This is a genomic window from Streptomyces venezuelae (genome assembly GCF_008642375.1).
Classification (GTDB): domain Bacteria; phylum Actinomycetota; class Actinomycetes; order Streptomycetales; family Streptomycetaceae; genus Streptomyces; species Streptomyces venezuelae_G.
Genome location: NZ_CP029194.1, coordinates 2,899,443 through 2,915,535, shown reverse-complemented (window position 1 = coordinate 2,915,535; position 16,093 = coordinate 2,899,443). Strand labels below are relative to the sequence as shown.

General features: G+C 72.0%; 16 protein-coding genes. 7 read left to right on the top strand and 9 right to left on the bottom strand.

The window, feature by feature from the left end:
- Position 1 precedes the first annotated feature (1 nt).
- Positions 2-1,525 carry a glycoside hydrolase family 3 protein gene (locus DEJ46_RS12870; RefSeq protein WP_150266215.1) on the top strand — a complete coding sequence of 508 codons (1,524 nt, stop codon included), beginning with the start codon at positions 2-4 and terminating at the stop codon, positions 1,523-1,525.
- 79 nt (positions 1,526-1,604) lie between these two features.
- Here the strand turns inward: DEJ46_RS12870 and nagB are convergent, their stop codons facing one another.
- The gene (nagB, locus tag DEJ46_RS12865; protein ID WP_150274365.1) at positions 1,605-2,390 is read right to left on the bottom strand and encodes a glucosamine-6-phosphate deaminase; all 786 of its coding nucleotides are present in this window, start codon (positions 2,388-2,390) and stop codon (positions 1,605-1,607) included.
- Between the two features lie 184 nt (positions 2,391-2,574).
- Positions 2,575-3,336, bottom strand: coding sequence for an SDR family oxidoreductase (locus DEJ46_RS12860; RefSeq protein WP_150266213.1), 762 nt, complete (start codon positions 3,334-3,336; stop codon positions 2,575-2,577).
- A gap of 84 nt (positions 3,337-3,420) precedes the next feature.
- Here DEJ46_RS12860 and DEJ46_RS12855 point away from each other — a divergent pair, with 84 nt between their 5' ends.
- Together DEJ46_RS12855 and DEJ46_RS12850 are read left to right on the top strand one after the other, a co-directional pair.
- Positions 3,421-4,116 carry a TetR/AcrR family transcriptional regulator gene (locus tag DEJ46_RS12855; protein WP_150266211.1) on the top strand — a complete coding sequence of 232 codons (696 nt, stop codon included), beginning with the start codon at positions 3,421-3,423 and terminating at the stop codon, positions 4,114-4,116.
- A 293-nt stretch (positions 4,117-4,409) separates the two neighbouring features.
- Positions 4,410-5,876, top strand: coding sequence for a sensor histidine kinase (locus tag DEJ46_RS12850; RefSeq protein WP_150266209.1), 1,467 nt, complete (start codon positions 4,410-4,412; stop codon positions 5,874-5,876).
- Between the two features lie 152 nt (positions 5,877-6,028).
- On the opposite strand, the gene DEJ46_RS12845 is transcribed toward DEJ46_RS12850, so the two are convergent.
- Positions 6,029-6,286, bottom strand: coding sequence for a WhiB family transcriptional regulator (locus DEJ46_RS12845; RefSeq protein ID WP_003953983.1), 258 nt, complete (start codon positions 6,284-6,286; stop codon positions 6,029-6,031).
- 319 nt (positions 6,287-6,605) lie between these two features.
- Entirely contained in the window at positions 6,606-7,574 is a 969-nt protein-coding gene (locus DEJ46_RS12840; RefSeq protein WP_150266207.1) for a diacylglycerol/lipid kinase family protein, read from the bottom strand.
- Between the two features lie 122 nt (positions 7,575-7,696).
- Here DEJ46_RS12840 and DEJ46_RS12835 point away from each other — a divergent pair, with 122 nt between their 5' ends.
- Positions 7,697-8,122: a hypothetical protein gene (locus DEJ46_RS12835; protein ID WP_150266205.1), complete on the top strand. Its 426-nt coding sequence runs from the start codon at positions 7,697-7,699 to the stop codon at positions 8,120-8,122.
- A gap of 5 nt (positions 8,123-8,127) precedes the next feature.
- Here DEJ46_RS12835 and DEJ46_RS12830 read toward each other — a convergent pair whose 3' ends face one another.
- The 3 genes from DEJ46_RS12830 to DEJ46_RS12820 form a co-directional block, all read right to left on the bottom strand.
- Positions 8,128-9,183 carry an RNA polymerase sigma factor SigF gene (locus DEJ46_RS12830; RefSeq protein ID WP_150266203.1) on the bottom strand — a complete coding sequence of 352 codons (1,056 nt, stop codon included), beginning with the start codon at positions 9,181-9,183 and terminating at the stop codon, positions 8,128-8,130.
- Positions 9,180-9,593 carry an anti-sigma regulatory factor gene (locus tag DEJ46_RS12825; RefSeq protein ID WP_024761155.1) on the bottom strand — a complete coding sequence of 138 codons (414 nt, stop codon included), beginning with the start codon at positions 9,591-9,593 and terminating at the stop codon, positions 9,180-9,182. The genes DEJ46_RS12830 and DEJ46_RS12825 overlap by 4 nt, the downstream gene beginning before the upstream one ends.
- A gap of 271 nt (positions 9,594-9,864) precedes the next feature.
- Positions 9,865-10,125: a UBP-type zinc finger domain-containing protein gene (locus DEJ46_RS12820; RefSeq protein ID WP_150266202.1), complete on the bottom strand. Its 261-nt coding sequence runs from the start codon at positions 10,123-10,125 to the stop codon at positions 9,865-9,867.
- Positions 10,126-10,164: 39 nt separating this feature from the next.
- Here DEJ46_RS12820 and DEJ46_RS12815 point away from each other — a divergent pair, with 39 nt between their 5' ends.
- Positions 10,165-11,763 carry a Na+/H+ antiporter gene (locus tag DEJ46_RS12815; protein ID WP_150266200.1) on the top strand — a complete coding sequence of 533 codons (1,599 nt, stop codon included), beginning with the start codon at positions 10,165-10,167 and terminating at the stop codon, positions 11,761-11,763.
- Here the strand turns inward: DEJ46_RS12815 and DEJ46_RS12810 are convergent.
- Positions 11,760-12,674, bottom strand: coding sequence for a 1-aminocyclopropane-1-carboxylate deaminase/D-cysteine desulfhydrase (locus DEJ46_RS12810; protein ID WP_150266198.1), 915 nt, complete (start codon positions 12,672-12,674; stop codon positions 11,760-11,762). The two genes, DEJ46_RS12815 and DEJ46_RS12810, sit on opposite strands and share 4 nt — an antisense overlap.
- Positions 12,675-12,698: 24 nt before the next feature.
- Entirely contained in the window at positions 12,699-13,289 is a 591-nt protein-coding gene (locus DEJ46_RS12805) for an N-acetylmuramoyl-L-alanine amidase (RefSeq protein ID WP_150266196.1), read from the bottom strand.
- A 253-nt stretch (positions 13,290-13,542) separates the two neighbouring features.
- On the opposite strand from DEJ46_RS12805, the gene DEJ46_RS12800 reads away from it, so the two are divergent.
- Positions 13,543-14,955 carry a family 2B encapsulin nanocompartment shell protein gene (locus DEJ46_RS12800; RefSeq protein ID WP_150266194.1) on the top strand — a complete coding sequence of 471 codons (1,413 nt, stop codon included), beginning with the start codon at positions 13,543-13,545 and terminating at the stop codon, positions 14,953-14,955.
- 73 nt (positions 14,956-15,028) lie between these two features.
- A complete protein-coding gene (locus DEJ46_RS12795) occupies positions 15,029-16,093 on the top strand; it encodes a family 2 encapsulin nanocompartment cargo protein polyprenyl transferase (protein ID WP_190622606.1) in 1,065 nt (354 codons plus the stop codon).

The following is a 16,093-nucleotide window of genomic DNA, read 5'->3' as shown; positions in this document are numbered from 1 at the left end:
CATGACGACTCTCGTACACGCCTCGGACACCCTGACCCGTGACGCGCTCACGGTGCTCCAGCCCGGCTTCGTCGGCACCACCGCCCCCGACTGGCTGCGCCGCCACGTCGGCGAGGGCCTGTCCTCGGTCGGCCTCTTCGGCCGGAACATCGTCAGCCCCGAACAGCTCGCCGCGCTCACCGCGCAGCTGCGCGCCGAGCGGGACGACGTCCTCGTCGCCATCGACGAGGAGGGCGGGGACGTCACCCGCCTCGAGGTCAAGCAGGGCTCGTCCTTCCCCGGCAGCTACGCCCTGGGCAGCGTGGACGACGTCGAGCTCACCCGGGCCGTCGCCCGCGAGCTCGGCCGCCGCCTCGCGCAGTGCGGCGTCGACCTCAACTGGGCGCCCTCGGCGGACGTCAACTCCAACGCCGAGAACCCGGTCATCGGCGTCCGGTCCTTCGGGCCGGACCCGGACCTGGTCGCCCGGCACACCGTGGCGTACGTCGACGGCCTCCAGGGCGTCGGGGTCGCGGCCTGCACGAAGCACTTCCCGGGACACGGCGACACCAACGTCGACTCGCACGACGCGCTGCCCCGGATCGATGTGGACCTCGCCACACTGCACGCCCGTGAGCTGGTACCTTTCCGCGCCGCCATCGCCGCGGGTACCAAAGCCGTCATGAGCGCGCATATTCTTCTCTCCGCGCTCGACCCGCACCGTCCGGCCACCCTGAGCCCGCAGATCCTCACCGGTCTGCTGCGCCAGGAGCTGGGCTTCGAGGGGCTGATCGTCACCGACGGCATGGAGATGCAGGCCGTCGCGGCGACGTACGGCATCGAGCGCGGGTCCGTCCTCGCGATCGCCGCGGGCGCCGACGCCATCTGTGTCGGCGGCGGGCTGTGCGACGAGGACACCGTACTGCGGCTGCGCGACGCGCTGGTCGATGCGGTACGGACCGGTGAACTGCCCGAGGAGCGGCTGGCCGACGCCGCGGCGCGCGTGCGCGCCCTGGCGGCCTGGACCCAGTCGCACCGGGCCAGGGGGGCTGAGTCGGTGCCGGGCGCGGCAGTGCAGGAGGGGACCGCGCCCGGCGCCGACATCGGACTCGTCGCCGCCCGCCGGGCCCTGAAGGTGACCCGCGGGGAGCGGCCGTACACCCCGGTGACCAGCGCTCCCTATGTGGCCTCCTTCACCCCGGTCGCGAACTTCGCGGTCGGCGACGAGACGCCCTGGGGCATCGCGGCGGAGCTGGAGCGCCTGCTGCCCGGCACGGAGACCGGCTCGTACGCCGAGGCCTCCGTGGACGCGATCCTCGCCGCCGCGGGGGAGCGCCGGATCGTCGCGGTCGTCCGCGACGCCCACCGCCACCCGTGGATGACCGAGGCCCTGGACGGTCTGCTCGCGGCCCGTCCCGACACCGTCGTGGTCGAGATGGGCCTCAACGAGGCGGAGCCCCGCGGGGCCCTGCACATCGCCACGCACGGCGCGGCCCGTGTCTGCGGCCGCGCGGCCGCCGAGGCCGTGGTCGGCACCGGCGCCTGAGCGCCGCCCGTACGCGAAGGGGCCCGGCACCTGGATCAGGTGCCGGGCCCCTTCGTCGTGCCCCTGGACGTGTCCGGCCCTAGATGCCCTGCCAGGCGGGCTTGTTCGCGAAGGTGTGGCGGAAGTAGTCCGCGAGCTTCAGCTTGGAAGCCGCGGCCTCGTCCACGACGATCGTGGCGTGCGGGTGCAGCTGGAGCGCGGAGGCCGGCACGAGCGCGGCGACCGGGCCCTCGACGGTCTGCGCCACGGCCTCGGCCTTGCCCTCGCCGGTGGCGAGCAGCACCAGGTGCCGGGCCTCCAGGATGGTGCCGATGCCCTGGGTGATGACGTGGTGCGGCACCTGCTCGATGTCGTTGTCGAAGAAGCGGGCGTTGTCCACGCGGGTCTGCTCGGTGAGCGTCTTGATCCGGGTGCGCGAGGCGAGCGAGGAGCACGGCTCGTTGAAGCCGATGTGCCCGTCGGTGCCGATGCCCAGGATCTGCAGGTCCACACCGCCGGCCTCGGCCAGCGCCTTGTCGTACGCCTCGCACGCCGCCTGGACGTCCTCGGCGGAGCCGTCGGGGCCCATGAAGGCCTCCTGGGAGAGCCCGAGCGGCTCGACGACCTGGCGGAGCACGGTGGAGCGGTACGACTCGGGGTGCCCGGCCGGCAGGCCGACGTACTCGTCGAGCTGGGCGATCCGGGCCCGGGAGGCGTCCACGGAGCCGGCCGCGACCTGGGCGGTCAGGGCGTCGTAGATGGGGATCGGAGTCGAACCCGTGGCCACGCCGAGCAGCGCGTCGGGCTTGCGGCGCAGGAGGTCGGCGATGCCGTCCGCGATGAGCTCGCCGCCTGCCTTGGCGTCCTTGACGATGACAACTTCCACGCTGTGCCTGCCGATCTGGTGGAGGGGCTGGGGAGGGGCCATGTGGTATAGACCAATCAAAGCCAAATCTAGCAGAGGGGAGGCCGTCTCCTCATGCCGTTCCGACGTGCGGACGGCACCGCCACCATCGTCTGCCGCCCCCGTCCCTCCAGCCACTTGAGCCTCACCGGGCCCCCGGGTCGGCTCAGGTCAGTGAGCCGCCCGTGGCATCCATCCAGTGGCCCGTCACCCAGCGCGCGTCGTCGGAGGCCAGGAAGGCCACCACGTCCGCTATGTCCGCCGGGGTGCCGACCCTGCCGAGCGCCGACAGCCCGGCCGCCCCCGCCCAGGCCTGCTCGTCGCCCCGCAGCCAGCCGGCGTTGATGTCCGTGTCCACGACCCCCGGCGCCACCGAGTTGACCGTGATCCCCCGCGGTCCGAGGACCTTCGCCAAGTCCCGGGTGAACACGTCGAGCGCGGCCTTCGACATCGAGTACGCGATCAGGTCCGGCATGACCGCCGTCTTCGTCAGGCCCGTCGAGACGTTGATGATCCGGCCGCCGTCCCGGAGCCGCTCGGTGCCCAGCTGTGCGAGGAAGAACGGCGCCTTGGCGTTGATGCCGAAGATCCGGTCGTACTCCTCCTCGCCGAGCGTCGCGAACGGCGCCGTCGCCGAGATCCCCGCGTTGTTCACCAGGATGTCCAGCCCGCCGTCGCCGCCGGCGGCCGCGTCGAACGCCTCCCACAGGGCCGCCGCGTCCCCCGGAACCCCCAGCTCCTGGCCGATCGCGAAGGCCTCGCCGCCCGCGGCCTCGATCGCCGCGACCGTCTCCTTCGCCGCCGTCTCGTTGCTCCCGTAGTGCACCGCGACCCGCGCGCCCTCGCGGCCGAGCCGCTCCGCGATCCCGCGCCCGATGCCCCGGCTGCCGCCCGTGACCAGTGCCGTCTTGCCTGCGAGCACGCCCATGGTGACGCCCCCCTTGTTTGTGTAGTGGTCGTTACGAAAAGACCGTACCCCACTTTTGCTAGCGCGCGCTATAGAATTCACTCCATGGTGACGAGACAGCGCGGCCGCCCCCGCTCCTTCGACCGGCTCACGGCCCTGGAGCAGGCCACGATGGCCTTCTGGGAGCACGGTTACGAGACGACCTCCGTCGCCGACCTCACCCGCGTCATGGGCATCAGCGCGCCCAGCCTCTACTCGGCCTTCGGTGACAAGCGGACGCTCTTCGAGGAGGTCGTCGAGACGTACGCCGGGTCGTACGGGTCGTACGGCGGACGCGCCTTCACCGAGGAGCCGACGGCCCGCGCCGCCATCGGGCGCATCCTGCGGGAGTCGGCGGAGCTCTACACGGAGCCGGGTCACCCGCGCGGCTGTCTGATGATCTCCGCCGCGGTCAACTGCTCGACCCCCGAGGTCGAGGAGGCCCTGCGGGCGCGCCGGGAGGCCAACCTCACCTCCTTCGAGGCCCGGATCCGCCAGGGCGTCGAGTCGGGGGAGCTGGCACCCGGCACCGACGCCCGCGCACTCGCCCGCTTCAGCGGCGCCGTACTCCAGGGCATGTCCCAGCAGGCCCGCGACGGGGCGACGCGGGAGGATCTCGCGGCGGTGGCGGAGTGGGCGATGAGGTCCTGGCCGGCAGCGGCCCCGGGGGATACCCGGGAAGACGCCCCGGGGAATGCCGGGGAACACGCCCCGGAAGCCCCGGAAAAGGCCCCGGAAACACCCGCGGGCCGCGGCGCCTGACGGGACCCTCAACCCGTCCGGCACCGCAGCCCGGAGTTGCTCGGCCGGGGGTGTGCGGTCCCGCGGCCGTGTGGGAGGTCTCGACGCAGTCAGGGCAGAGAGCGTCGGGTACCTCGTTCCATCCTCCTGTGCGGGGAGGATGGAGGCTTGTTGCATTCATTGTGGACTAGACCATTCTTGTCTGTCCATCCACAGGAACGCGGCTCTTCCCGGCCCATCCTCCAACACGGACGCCCGGAGATCCAGGTTCACCGCCCCTGCAATTCCGCAGGTACCCTCGCAGCGTGCCCTCCATGAACGACCTCGTGCGCCAGCACACCGCCCTGAGCGACTCCGACCTCGAGTGGCTCCACCTGCTGGTGTCGGAGTGGCAGCTGCTCTCCGACCTCTCCTTCGCCGACCTCGTCCTGTGGGTTCCGACCCTCGACGGCACGCGATACGTCTCCGTCGCGCAGATGCGGCCCAACACCGGCCCCACCTCCTACCAGGACGACATGGTCGGCCACCTGGTGCCGCGCGGCCGCCGCCCCCTGCTCGACGCCGCCCTCGACGAGGGCCGGATCGTCCGCGAGGGCGACCCCGAGTGGCGGGAGGAGGTCCCGGTGCGGGTCGAGTCCATCCCCGTGCGCCGCGAGGGCCGGGTCCTCGGCGTCATCGCCCGCAACACCAACCTGCTCACCGTCCGCACGCCCTCCCGGCTGGAGCTCACCTATCTCCAGTCGGCGTCCGACCTCGCCCAGATGATCGCCGCCGGATCGTTTCCCTTCCCCGGCGAGCAGGTCGACATGGACTCCTCGCCCCGGGCCGGCGACGGCCTCGTCCGCCTGGACGCGGACGGCATCGTCCAGTACGCCTCGCCCAACGCCCTCTCCGCCTACCACCGGCTCGGGCTCGCGGCCGACCTCGTCGGCCAGCACCTCGGCCAGATCACCGCGGAGCTCGCCCCCTCCCGCGGCCCGGTGGACGAGGCCCTGGTCAAGCTGGCCTCCGGCTACGCGCCGCGCGAGTTCGAGGTCGAGGGCAACGGCGGAGTGATCCAGCTGCGGGCGATCCCGCTCAAGCCCAAGGGCACCCGGATCGGTTCGCTCGTCCTCCTCCGTGACGTCACCGAACTGCGCCGCCGCGAGCGCGAGTTGATCACCAAGGACGCCACCATCCGGGAGATCCACCACCGGGTGAAGAACAACCTCCAGACCGTGGCCGCCCTGTTGCGCCTCCAGGCCCGCCGGATGGACTCCGACCGGGGCCGCGAGGCGCTCAACGAGGCCGTGCGGCGCGTCGGTTCGATCGCGATCGTCCATGAGACGCTGTCCCAGAACCTGGATGAGCGCGTCGAGTTCGACGAGATCGCCGACCGGGTCATCGCGATGGTCGCCGAGATCTCCCCGGGCAAGGTCACCTGCCGGCGCAACGGCCGCTTCGGCATTCTCGACGCCGAGGTCGCGACCCCGCTCTCCATGGTCCTCACGGAGATCCTCCAGAACGCCCTGGAACACGCCTTCGCCCAGGGTGAGCAGGGCACGGTCGAGGTCACTGCCGTGCGCGGCGAGCCCCGCGCCGACGCCCGGCTCCTGATCACGGTCAAGGACGACGGCCGCGGACTGCCCGAGGGCTTCGACCCGCAGCGGGCCGGCAACCTCGGGCTCCAGATCGTACGGACGCTGGTGGAAGGGGAGTTGGGCGGAACGTTCGACATGGTCCCCGGCGCCGAGCGCGGCACGAAGGTGCTCCTCGACATCCCCGTACAGCCGCAGAAGTGACCCGCTGACACGGCCGGCAACAGCAGCGAGCCCCGGACCGAGAAGAACGGTCCGGGGCTCGAATGCTGTGGGTTACTGCTGCGCGCTGCGACTCGAGGGCGGTGATTGCATACGCGATGTATGCGCCGCTGGCCTCAGGCTTCGGTGGGGCGTCAGGCGCTGGCGTTACGCGCCCGGTTGCGAGCGGCACGGCGCTTCATCGCGCGGCGCTCGTCCTCGCTGAGGCCACCCCAGACGCCGGAGTCCTGGCCGGACTCGAGCGCCCACTGCAGGCACTGCTCCATGACGGGGCAGCGGCGGCAGACGGCCTTGGCTTCCTCGATCTGCAGCAGCGCAGGACCGGTGTTGCCGATGGGGAAGAAAAGCTCCGGGTCTTCCTCACGACAAACGGCGTTGTGACGCCAGTCCATGGCTGCTACCTCTCTCAGTGTTACGTGCGAGTTGCTTGTGAATGTGAACGCTTTCACGAATCCCCCCGCAAGGGAAGGGCCGACTGCCAGCTGAACTGGTGTGGTCCATGTTCTTTGGGGAGGGGTTCTGGCTCTCAGTGGAGGCCGGTCTTGCGGGCCGTCCCGATCGCCAAGAAGAGACTCCCAAACCCCAGCAACGGATACAACCCCTTCCGGAAAGTTTTTTTTGATTCCTCGGTGTCGGCTAGGTCACAGCCGTACTTCTAAGGGGTGGATGCGCGCCTAAACGTTCGAGTGAAAGGACTTTGGGCCCTTCCACTCACACAATCACACGCAGTGCACGGCGTACGCCTGTGAACGTCACGCTCGTACGCAGTCCCAGGTGGTCTCCGTCCATCTGCAGGGGGAGGGGGACCTTCGAATGCAAGGTGAAGTCGGTCAGGTCGTGCAGAGTCACAGCGTGCTTGCCCCGCGGGCCCCGCTCCGGGGTCGAGGTGAGCAGCTGAGTGGCGTACCGGGCCACGGCCGGGGTGGAAAGACGGCTCAGTCCGAGCACGTCGAGAGCGGTCTCGAAGGACGCCTCCGGGGACGCGTACACCGGACGATTGCCCAGGTAGGTCCAGGGGGAGGTGTTGCAGATTATGGAGAGGACGAGGTCCTCGACCGGCTCGGAGCCGGGGCGCTCCAGGGTGATCGTGCCGTGCCGCCGGTGCGGCTCGTCCAGGAACTGGCGGAGCACCTGGCGGAGATAGAGGGCGTGCGTGGACCGCTTCCCGCGTTCCCTCTGCTGTTCGACCCGGCCGATGACGCTCGCGTCGAATCCGAGGCCGGCGCAGAAGGTGAACCAGCGCGAGGGCACCGCCTCGTCCTCGGTGCCGGGCGTCCCGGCCGCGAGCCCGAGGCTCACTGTCCGTGTTCGCCGTTCACGCAAAGCGTCGAGCAGGGCGCCGGTCGCCTCGACGGCGTCGTTCGGCAGTCCGAGCGCGCGGGCGAAGACATTGGTCGAGCCGCCGGGGACGACCGCGAGCCCCGGAAGCCGGTCCGGGTCGGGCCCGCCGTGCAGCAGTCCGTTGACGACCTCGTTGACCGTGCCGTCGCCACCGAGGGCCACGACGAGGTCGATGTTGCCCGAGTCGACGGCCCGTCGTCCCAGGTCGCGCGCGTGCCCGCGGTACTCGGTGGTGACCGCCTCCAGCTTCATCTCGCTCGCCAGCGCGTGGATGAGCACGTCACGGGTGCGGGCACTGGTGGTGGTGGCTGCCGGATTGACCACGAGAAGTGCGCGCATGAGCGCCAGGGTACCTACCCGGCGGTACCGGGCGCAGTGCAGGCCCATCCGTCGGACACCCCGCGGGGGCTCCGGACGGGGACCCCGGCGGGCTCCCGGGGGGCCCGGTTACCCTGCCCTGTATGAGCAGCAGCAGTACGGAGCAGACCTCCCGCCCCAACCGTCTCGCCGCAGCGGCGGCCGTGGCCGGTGTCGAGGCCCTCGGGCTCCTCGCCGGCGGCGTGTACATGCTGGTGAAGGCGCTGACGGACGGGACCGGTGACCTCACCGGAGCCCTGACCGGCGCCGTGACGCTCGTCGCACTCGGCCTGATCCCGCTCGCCGCCGCCCGCGGCCTCTGGCTGCGCCGCTCCTGGAGCCGGGGCCCGGCCGTCATCACCCAGATCCTGGCCCTGCCGGTCGCCTGGCAGATGCTCCAGGCGAACAGCACGATGATCCCGGCCGGCATCGTCCTCGGCGTCCTCGCCGTCACCGGGCTCGTCCTCCTGGTGAACCCGGCCACGACCGAGGCGCTCGGCATCCGGCGCCCCGGCCAGGACACTCCGTAGGGTCTTCACTCCTCCACGAGGAGCTTCTCCCGCAGCTGGGCCAGGGTCCGGGCCAGCAGTCGAGAAACGTGCATCTGGGAGATGCCGACCTCCTGCGCGATCTGCGACTGGGTCATGTTCCCGAAGAAACGCAGCAGCAGGATCCGCTTCTCCCGGGGCGGCAGGTCCTCCAGGAGCGGCTTGAGCGACTCGCGGTACTCGACCCCCTCCAGGGCCTCGTCCTCCGCGCCCAGCGTGTCCGCGACGGCCGGCGACTCGTCGTCCGTGTCCGGGACGTCCAGGGAGAGCGTCGAGTAGGCGTTCGCCGACTCAAGACCCTCCAGGACCTCCTCCTCCGAGATCCCGAGCCGCTCGGCCAGCTCGTGCACCGTCGGTGAGCGGCCGTGCTGCTGGGAGAGCTCCGCCGTCGCCGTGGTCAGCGAGAGCCGCAGCTCCTGGAGGCGGCGCGGCACGCGGACCGCCCACCCCTTGTCACGGAAGTGGCGCTTGATCTCGCCGACGACCGTCGGGGTCGCGTACGTCGAGAACTCGACCCCGCGCTCCGGGTCGAACCGGTCCACCGACTTGATCAGGCCGATCGTCGCCACCTGCGTCAGGTCGTCCAGCGGCTCGCCGCGGTTGCGGAAGCGCCGGGCCAGGTGCTCCACCAGCGGGAGGTGCATCCGGACCAGCCGGTTGCGCAGCTCCGCCTTCTCCGGGGAGCCCTCCGGCAGCCCGCGCAGCTCGACGAAGAGGGCGCGCGCACCGCTCCGGTCGTTCGGCGCGGGGACGGCGGGAGTCTCCTCCGGGGCCTCGCCGGCCTCGGAACCCTCGCCGGCCCGGGCCGCCTCCGCAGCCTTCGCCGCGGCCGCCTTCATGTCGTCTTCGGTGCTCGGCATGCCCGAAGAGGCTCCGGTGGCCTCGGAGCCGTCGGAGACCCCGGCGGCCCCAGGGAGGCCGGGTGTCTCGGGAACCTGGTGGTGCTGCTCGTGCTCGCTCATCTGGTCCGCCTGCTCCGTAGCGACCTCATGCGGCCGCGCCTGCTGCTCAGGGATGCCGGCCGTCGCGTCCCCGCTCCTCACGCCGGGCCTGGCCCCGCGCCGCGCTGTTTGTACAGGCTGATCGAGACCGTACGGTCATCGGCCACCGACGACTCCACCTTCCCGGCCAGTGCCGACAGCACCGTCCAGGCGAAGGTGTCCCGCTCCGGCGCCCGACCGTCGGTCGTCGGGGCGGAGACCGTCACGTCCAGCGAGTCGTCGACCAGCCGGAAGACACAGCTGAGGACGGACCCCGGCACGGCCTGCTGGAGCAGGATCGCGCAGGCCTCGTCGACGGCGATCCGCAAGTCCTCGATCTCGTCGAGGGTGAAGTCCAAGCGCGCCGCGAGGCCGGCCGTGGCCGTACGCAGCACGGACAGATAGGCACCCGCAGCGGGCAGCCGGACTTCCACGAAGTCCTGGGTCCCGGGCTCGCCTGTGATCTGGGACACCCTCACCTCCAAGGTGGCACAAGCTCATTCGGGGTCCGGGGGGAGAGGCCCCGGACCGGGCGGTGCGCAGGGGGCTGCGCAGTCCGCCGTGACGCTATCGCGATCCGTCCCGCCGTGTCGCCGTGAGCCCCCCGGCCCCCGATCACGCTCGTCACCCATGGTAGGCCCATGGGTGCGGACGGTGGGTAGAGGTGTGCGGGGGGCGAAAACGAGCGACCGGCGGAGGGATGACGTACCCAACCGCGAGGCGGTCGAACCGCCCCTCCGGCCCTCAGACGATCGAACTGTCCACGAAGCACCAGCGCCAGGCCTCGCCCGGCTCGAACGTCCGCATCACCGGGTGCCCGGTGGAGGAGAAGTGCCCCGTCGCGTGCCGCCCCGCCGACGAGTCGCAGCAGCCGACGTGCCCGCAGCTCAGACAGATCCTCAGCTGCACCGGGTGCGTCCCGTCCGCCAGGCACTCCGGGCAGGTGTCGGCCAGCGGCGCCGGTTCGGGGCGCGGCATTTCGGCAACGTGCGGGCACTCGCTCATGATGGCCAGGTTACGTTGCGGCACGAGACGGGGACGGGCATGGACGCACTGCAGCTGGTGGCGCTGGTGGCGGCGAGCGCCGCGATCGCGGGGTTCGCGCGCAGGACCCCGGTACCGGCCCCGCTGCTCCTGGTCGCCGTCGGCCTCGCCGCCTCGTACGTACCCGGGGTCCCCGACTACACGCTCGACCCGCACATCGTGCTGCCGCTGATCCTGCCCCCGCTCCTCTACACGGCGGCCCTCGACTCCTCCTACCTCGACCTGCGGGCCAACATCCGCCCCGTCGCCCTGCTCTCCGTCGGCTATGTCCTCTTCGCCACCGTGGCCGTGGGCTGGCTCGCGTACGTCCTCGTCCCCGACCTGCCGCTCACGGCCGCGCTCGTGCTCGGCGCGGTGATCGCCCCGCCGGACGCGGTCGCCGCCACGGCCATCGCCCGCAAGCTCGGCCTGCCCCACCGGATCACCACGATCCTCCAGGGCGAGTCCCTGGTGAACGACGCCACCGCCATCACCGCCTACAAGGTCGCCCTCGCGGCGGCGGTCGGCGAGGGCGTCAGCTGGGCCGGCGGCATCGGGGAGTTCGCGCTCGCCGCCGTCGGCGGGATCGGCGTCGGCCTGCTCCTCATGGTCCCCATCCACTGGCTGCGCCGGGGCCTCGGCGACTCCCTCCTCCAGAACACCCTCTCCCTCCTCATCCCCTTCGTCGCCTACGCGGCGGCCGAGGAGGTCCACGCCTCCGGTGTCCTCGCGGTCGTCGTGGTCGGCCTCTTCCTCGGCCACCGTGCCTGGCAGGTCGACTTCGCGACCCGGCTCCAGGAGGAGGCCGTCTGGAAGATGGTCGCCTTCATCCTGGAGTCCGCCGTCTTCGCCCTGATCGGCCTCCAGCTGCCGTACGTCGTCGAGGGCCTCGGCCAGTACGGCATCGGAGAGGCTGCCTGGTACGCGGTCGGGGTCTTCGTGGCGGTCGTCGTCGTGCGGTTCGTCTGGGTCTACCCGGCGACGTTCCTGCCCCGATGGCTCTCCGCGCGCGTGCGCGAGCGCGAGCCGGGAGTGGACTGGAGAGCCCCGCTCGTCGTCGGCTGGGCCGGCATGCGCGGGGTCGTCTCCCTCGCCATCGCCTTCTCCATCCCCGTCGTCACGGACGGCGTCGAGTTCCCCGCCCGCAACCTCGTCCTCTTCCTCACCTTCACCACCGTCATCGGCACGCTCGTGGTGCAGGGCCTCACCCTGCCCCCGCTCATCCGGCTCCTGAAGCTCCCGGGACGCGACCGGTACGCCGAGACCCTCGCCGAGGCACAGGCCCAGAGCGAGGCCTCCCGGGCCGCCGAGGAACGTCTCGACGCGCTCCTCGCCGACGAGCGCAACGCCCTGCCCCAGCCCCTCGCCGACCGGCTGCGCACGGTCCTGGAACGGCGCAGGAACTCCGTGTGGGAGCGGCTCGGGGCGGTCAACGAAGCCACCGGGGAGACGGCGGACGACACCTACCGGCGGCTCTCGCGCGAGATGATCGAAGCCGAGCGCGAGGTCTTCGTGCAGCTGCGGGACGCGCGCCGGATCGACGACGAGATGATGCGTACGCTGCTCCGCCGCCTCGACCTGGAGGAGGCCGCCGCGTACCGCGAGGAGGTGGCGGACTAGCTTCCGTCGGGGCTCGTCGGCTCCGGGGCGCCCGTCACCACCGCCGCGAGCCGGGTACCCGCCGGGAACGCGCCCTCCTCCGCGAGAGTCACCAGCCCGTGGAGCATTTTGGCGACATACAGCCGCTCGATGGCGAGTCCGTGCCGCGCCTCGAAGTCCCGTGCGAACGACTCCAGGACCGGTCCCGTACGGGCGTAACCGCCGCAGTGGAACCGCTCGTCGAGGGCCCAGTCGCCCCGCGCCCCGCCGAACGCGGCCTCCTGGAGGGCGCGGACCTCCGTACCCAGGAACCCGCCCTTGAGGACCGGGATCCCCAGGGCCCTCTGCCCGGGGGAGAGCCCGGCCGCGAGGCCCGCGAGGGTGCCGCCCGTGCCGCAGGCGACGGCGACCACGTCGGCCGCTCCGGCGAGTTCGCGGCCGAGCTCCACGCACCCGCGCACGGCGAGCGCGTTGCTGCCGCCCTCCGGGACCACGTACGTCTCCGCCGGGGCCCGCTCGAGGAGCGCGGCGAGCGTGGCGGGATCGCCCTTCGCGCGGTACGTGGCCCGGTCCACGAACTCCAGCCGCATCCCGTCCGCCGCGCACCGCGCGAGGGACGGGTTGAGCGGCCGCCCGGCCAGCTCGTCGCCGCGGACGACACCGATCGTGGGGAAGCCCAGGAGCCGGCCGGCGGCGGCCGTGGCGCGCAGGTGGTTCGAGTACGCGCCGCCGAAGGTGAGCACGGGACGGCCGTCCGCCGCCCGCAGGTTGAGCGCGAGCTTGCGCCACTTGTTGCCCGGCAGGTCGGGGTGGATGAGGTCGTCGCGCTTGAGCAGCAGCGTGAGACCGCGCCGGGCGAAGCGCTCGTCCTCCACCGGCTCCAGGGGCGAGGGGAGCCGGGGCCGCAGGGGGGAGAGGTCGAACGCGTTCACCCGGCCATTGTCCAGGCCTTCCGGTCAGCGGAGCAGGTCGGCGACCCGTTCGCGCATCGAGGCCATCGTGAAGCCGCGCGGGTCCACCTTCCCCGGCTGCCATTCCCGGTGCCCGATGACCGAGCGCTGGGTCCAGCCGTGCGCCCGGCACACGGCGGCCGCCGCCTTCGCGATGGCCTCCAGCTGGACCTTCGGCCACGGGTCCTCGCCGTCGCCGAGGTTCTCGCACTCGAAGCCGTAGAAGTGCCGGTTGCCGTCCGTCGTGGCCTCGTCGTCCGGCGGCAGACGCTGCTCGGCGACGACCGCCCTCAGCACCTCGTCGTCGCCGAGGCCCGCGTGGTTGGTGCGGCCGTAGCCGACGAGGTGGACCGTTCCGTCCTTGGCGATCACGCCGTGGCAGAGCGGCCCCGGCAGGGCCGCGTAGCCGTCCCGGCAGAGCCGGACGGTGCTCGCGGTGCCCTTGGTCACGGTGTGATGGATCATCACGCCGTGCACCGGGCCCCACGGGCCCTTGTGGTTGCGGTTGTGGGTGGACCAGTCGCCGACCTGGACGACCGCGAGGCCCTCGTCACGCAGTGCGTCGAGGAACCTGCTCGCGGACATGGGTGAGGCCATGACCGACTCCCTTCGGGGGACGGGGTGAACTTCCGGAGTACCGGAGTCCGCCGCTCCGCGGCCATCCGTTCGGGTGGTGTGCGAGCCGATCCGGACACGGCGGGACGCGGCCCGCGACGCGCCGCCGCCCGGGGGAAATCGCACGACATGCCCCGAAGATCGTCGAACAGTCCCACCCGAATGTGTAATGGCGCGGACACGTTCCGTGCTGAAAGGCTTTCTCTCGCAACTCACGCATACGAGAGGGAGTTCCATGTCCGTTGGTTCGGTTGGCGACGAGGTCCGTACGGACCAGGCACCGCAGCAGAGTCTCGGTACCGCCGCCGCGCGGAACCTCGCCACGACCACCAAGTCCGCGCCGCAGATGCAGGAGATCACCTCCCGGTGGCTGCTGCGGATGATGCCGTGGGTGCAGGTGCAGGGCGGTACGTACCGGGTGAACCGCAGGCTCAGCTACTCCGTGGGCGACGGCCGCGTCACCTTCGTCCAGACGGGGCAGCGCGTCGAGGTCATCCCCGCCGAGCTCGGCGAACTCCCCGCTCTGCGTGGTTACGAGGACGAGGGCGCCCTGGCCGAGCTCGCGTCCCGCTGTACGCAGCGGGAGTACGCGGCGGGCGAGATCATCGCGGCCGTCGGCGCGGCCAACGACCGCGTGCACCTCCTCGCACACGGCCGGATCGAGCAGGTCGGCGAGGGACCCTACGGGGACGAGGCCGTCCTCGGCGTCCTCGCCGACGGCGCCTACCTCGGAGAGTCCGCGCTGGTCAGCGCCGACGCCGTCTGGGACTGGACGGCCCGCACCGCCACCGCCTGCACGGTCCTCGAGCTCACCCGGGCCGACGTGCTGAACCTCGCGGACCGGGCCCCCTCGCTCGCCGCCCACCTGGAGGCCGTCGCCGCGCTGCCCGACCAGCGCACCAACACCTACGGCGAGGCCGCCATCGACCTCTCCGCCGGCCACGTCGGCGAGGCGGTCATCCCGCACACGTACGTCGACTACGACCTCGCGCCCCGCGAGTACGAGCTGAGCGTCGCCCAGACCGTGCTGAAGGTCCACAGCCGCGTCGCCGACCTCTACAACCAGCCGATGAACCAGACCGAGCAGCAGTTGCGGCTGACCGTCGAGGCGCTCCGCGAGCGCCAGGAGCACGAGCTCATCAACAACAAGCAGTTCGGTCTCCTCGCCAACTGCGACTACGGACAGCGGCTCCAGCCCCACGACGGCGCCCCCAGCCCCGACGACATGGACGAGCTGCTCTCCCGCCGTCGCGGCTCGAAGCTCTTCCTGGCCCACCCGCGCGCCATCGCCGCCTTCGGCCGCGAGCTCAACAAGCGCGGCCTCGTGCCCGAGACGATCGAGGTCAACGGCAACCGCATCCCGACCTGGCGCGGTGTGCCGATCTTCCCGTGCAACAAGATCCCGGTCTCGGACGCCCGGACCACGTCGATCATCTGCATGCGTACGGGCGAGGCCGACCAGGGTGTGATCGGTCTGCACCAGACCGGCCTCCCCGACGAGATCGAGCCCAGCCTCTCGGTCCGCTTCATGGGCATCGACGAGCAGGCGATCATCTCCTACCTCGTCACGGCCTACTACTCGGCCGCCATCCTCGTCCCGGACGCGCTCGGCATCCTGGAGAACGTCGAGGTCAGCCGCTGGCGCTGAGCCGGTGACGCCCGGGGGCGGGGACCGAACCTCCCGCCCCCGGGCGTTCCCCAGCGCTCGCGCCGCGAAGGACATGAAGGAAGTGACCGTGACCACGACCAGCGCGGAAGCCGTCGCCGACGGTCAGGGGGCCGTGATGCTCCTGGACCAGACACGGGCCGCCGTCCATCCTCAACTCCGCTCCACCGTCGAGTCCCTGCCGGGCTCCATACGCCGGGTGGCGATGTACCACTTCGGGTGGGAGCACGCCGACGGCACCCCGGCCGCCGGGCAGGCGGGCAAGGCGATCAGGCCCGCCCTGGTCCTCGCGGCGGCCCGCGCCCTCGGCGCCGAGTCCACCCAGGCCGTGAAGGCCGCGGCGGCCGTCGAGCTCGCACACAACTTCACCCTGCTCCACGACGACATCGTGGACGAGGACCCGACCCGGCGGCACCGGCCCACCGCCTGGACCGTCTTCGGCATCCCGGACGCCCTCATCGCCGGTGACGCCATGAACGCACTCGCCCTGCGGCTGCTCGCCGAGGACCCGCACCCCGCCTCGCCGGCCGCCGCCGCACGCCTCGCCGCCTGCGTCATCGAACTCTGCGCGGGCCAGCAGGCGGACTGCGCCTTCGAGCAGCGCGGCCCCCGTGACGTCTCGCTCGACGAGTGCCTGGCCATGGCCACCGCCAAGACCGGAGCCCTGCTCGGTGCCTCCTGCGCCATCGGCGCGCTCTACGCGGGCGCGGGGGAGGAGGAGGTCGCGGCGATGGACGCCTTCGGCCGCGAGGCCGGACTCGCGTTCCAGCTGATCGACGACCTCATCGGGATCTGGGGCGACCCGGACCGTACGGGCAAGCCGGCCGGCGCCGACCTCGTCGCCCACAAGAAGTCGCTGCCCGTGGTGGCGGCGCTCGCCTCGGGGACCCCGGCGGGCGACGAACTGGCCGAGCTCTACTCCCGTCCGGCCCTCGACGCGGCGGCGGTACGGGCGGCGGCGGACGCGGTCGAGCGGGCCGGCGGCCGGGACTGGGCGCAGGCCCAGGCGGCCGAGCGCATGGGCCGCGCCGTCGAGTATCTGGCCGAGGCCGTCCCGGACCTGGCGGCGGCGGGGGACCTGCTCGCCCTCGCGGAGTTCGTCACCCGGCGCACGCGCTGA